General features: G+C 35.8%; 4 protein-coding genes. 1 reads left to right on the top strand and 3 read right to left on the bottom strand.

Going from position 1 to position 2,690, the window contains the following annotated elements; translation table 11 throughout:
* Positions 1-193: SsrA-binding protein (locus HE1_RS08275; RefSeq protein ID WP_035545223.1), on the top strand; the 193-nt coding region annotated here is incomplete at its 5' end.
* Positions 194-881: 688 nt separating this feature from the next.
* On the opposite strand, the gene HE1_RS10415 is transcribed toward HE1_RS08275, so the two are convergent.
* From HE1_RS10415 to HE1_RS04560, 3 genes are all read right to left on the bottom strand, one after another.
* Positions 882-1,052 carry a transposase gene (locus HE1_RS10415; protein ID WP_084491069.1) on the bottom strand — a complete coding sequence of 57 codons (171 nt, stop codon included), beginning with the start codon at positions 1,050-1,052 and terminating at the stop codon, positions 882-884.
* Between the two features lie 719 nt (positions 1,053-1,771).
* The gene (locus HE1_RS07415; RefSeq protein WP_242837206.1) at positions 1,772-2,131 is read right to left on the bottom strand and encodes an IS1 family transposase; all 360 of its coding nucleotides are present in this window, start codon (positions 2,129-2,131) and stop codon (positions 1,772-1,774) included.
* Positions 2,124-2,303, bottom strand: a complete 180-nt coding sequence (locus HE1_RS04560) for a hypothetical protein (RefSeq protein ID WP_035545219.1) — start codon at positions 2,301-2,303, stop codon at positions 2,124-2,126. The genes HE1_RS07415 and HE1_RS04560 overlap by 8 nt, the downstream gene beginning before the upstream one ends.
* Between the last annotated feature and the right edge of the window lie 387 nt (positions 2,304-2,690).

Genomic DNA, 2,690 nt, shown 5'->3' with positions numbered 1-2,690 from the left:
AAATTCAACGAATGCGTGGACAAATGACAAAAAAAGAATGACTATTGTCCCACTTTCTGTATACAGTAACGCTTCAGGACTGATTAAAGTGCAACTGGGGATTGCAACAGGAAAAGAAAAGGCAGATAAACGCCAAGCAATAAAAGAGAGAGAATGGTCAAGAGAAAAACAAAGAATTTTAAGACAACACTAGGCCGTGTTTGCAATTAATCCAAGTGAATGGTGCCTAGAAAATTTACAGACGTTTTATCATGGTGCGGTATTTCTTTAAGTTTAGCAAAAAAAAATTTAAATGGCTGAATTTATAAAGAATATTTCATAATATGAGGAATTTAAACGGGTTTTTTAGAAGGAATAACAGCCTTTTCCTCTTTTTCTTTAAGTTTTTTCTGCATACGTTCATCTGCAAGTCCCAAATCAATCTTCACAAGGAGATCCATTGCTCTCTCCAGATTATGGTCTTGACTTTTTGTCAAGGAAGACCGATTGGATAGTCTTGAACATCACAGAGTGTATGGATCTTGGTAGTCCAACGGCCCGGTTACCGTATTTGCCAGCACCGTGTTGATGGGCATGCACGATCGTTCATCGTGTGCTTTTTGTCAGCATCACTGGCTAAGTTTTCAAAAACGCTTTTCTCCCATACCTTTTAACTTCAACGAAGTGTATGGCTTTGAAATTGCCAAAGGATGAGAATCTCTTCACGAGATCTCTATGCGATAGCGATAAGAAAGACTAATAGGCGATTTTCTTTTGCTGCATTCTCTTGTTTTGCAAGAATAATACCAAATCCCAGCACTATAGCGATTTATGTTGAATTAGGTATTTTAAAGAAGCACGAAATAGCGTCAAATAGAGCGTTGAAATTTAGTTATATTGTCTCATCTTTTCATATTAGCCCAGAATTTCTGTATTAGATTCAAATCAGGAGAGTAAGGAAGTAGAAAAATTGTACTGCATTTTACAAATTCTATTAATTCTCTACTTCTCTTGGATTTATGAAAAGAGGCATAATAACACCTTGACCAGGCTTTACTTCCTTGATCAGAAATCTACCCAAGCTTGGAATACTACTGTGTCGCAAGATCCCTTAAAACCCATTGGTGCTATGGGCTTTTTATCAACTAAACCGGAAATACTATTTGTTCTTTGATCATATTTCCCACTCTTTTTGCCAACCAACTTTTCACTGTTTCTGCCCCATCCTTCTGTCTTTTCACATACCCATATCAATGCCGCTTTCATCAATATATACAATATTTGGATACGCTATATATTTGATATATCCTTGGTACTGAATTCGCTTTTCTTTTCTTGCTTTCGCGTACAAAAAGTTTTTTTTGGCTATAGCCTAATCTTTTTAACCAGTAGCTGATTGTACTCCAAATTCTTGAGCAGATTTTTTCAAGGCAAAAAAATAGCAGCAAATAAAAAAAAGATCAAGAATAGTAATAATAAAAAAAGTTGTTTTACTCAAAAAAAAGAAGCGGCTTTCTATAAAAACACAAGGCAAGGTGTTAAGTACAGCATTTTCAAGGGGAAAGCGTCACGATTTTATAGGATTTAAAGAATGCACAACAAAGATTCATCAAGAAATAGGAATGAATTACTGACACTGGGGATACAAAAGATTCATCGTAACTTTGAATTACAAAAGAAAAAAAGATAATAAAAAACTTTCAAGTGAAAGAGTAGTGAATGAAAATGTTATTAGAGTGCTTAAACGATTTAAATGCATCGCTACAGAAATAGGAGAAAAAAATTGAGATTTTTAACCAAAGATAGCATGATGAATTTTCAAAGTTTTATTAACGTGAAGTGCTGCAAAAATAAGCAGTGCCACCTCTAGCATTTCAAGTGATCGTGTGTTTGCAAGGGGGGGGCGACGAAATCTTGCAAACCAATGGCGGTGTTGACCGTTGTTTTGTTTAATGGAAAACGTTTTATCTTTTCCCTGAAAGAGGCGAGAGCTTGGAATAATTTTATTAAAACCTGCCCAATGATCTGCGCAATAAAATAAAATTTTCCATTTTTTTAATCGCTCAAAAAGTCGTTTGAATGTTTGACTAGAGTGATCACCAAATTCCCAATAGAAGAGCCCTTTTCCAGCGCGATCATAGACTTTAGAAATCCAAATTTTTTTCTTCTTTTTTTAAATGATTCCAAAATTCATCGACTTCCTTGACAATACCATTGTCTTTTGGAGATAGCTCAATTTTGGCGCATAGCCTTGATCCTAAGGTGCCCATCCCCTTCAAAACAGCGCTCGCGCTGACACCAAAACGCTGAGCACTTCGGTTCATTGGAAGGCCGCTTGATTATAAAGCAAGGGGTTTCAGCTTGTCTTTTTCGGGCACACCTGAGTTTACGTGAAATAGAATTATTATGATAAAACTCTCACCAGCTGATTGCAGCCGTAGAACTTTTACGGAATTTTTGACAAACATTCTAGCGTAATTGTTATTCTCGTTGTACATAACTTCATAAGAGGAAAAAGATAAAAGAAGCTCTGGAAAAGTCTAGTCACAAATTATGTTTATTTACCGAAATATTTTCAAAATATTAGGAACCTGTATTTATGATTTAGCTAACCTTCTTAATAGGATCATGGAATGGGCTATCATACTCATGTTTCCAGCAGTCGCTATGGCAATTTCAGCCATGCAAATGTTCTTTCGACTCCAACGCTT

This window comes from Holospora elegans E1 (assembly GCF_000648275.1).
Classification (GTDB): Bacteria; Pseudomonadota; Alphaproteobacteria; order Holosporales; family Holosporaceae; genus Holospora; species Holospora undulata_A.
The sequence above is the reverse complement of the archived record's forward strand: the minus strand, read 5'-3'. Positions and strand labels throughout refer to the sequence as shown.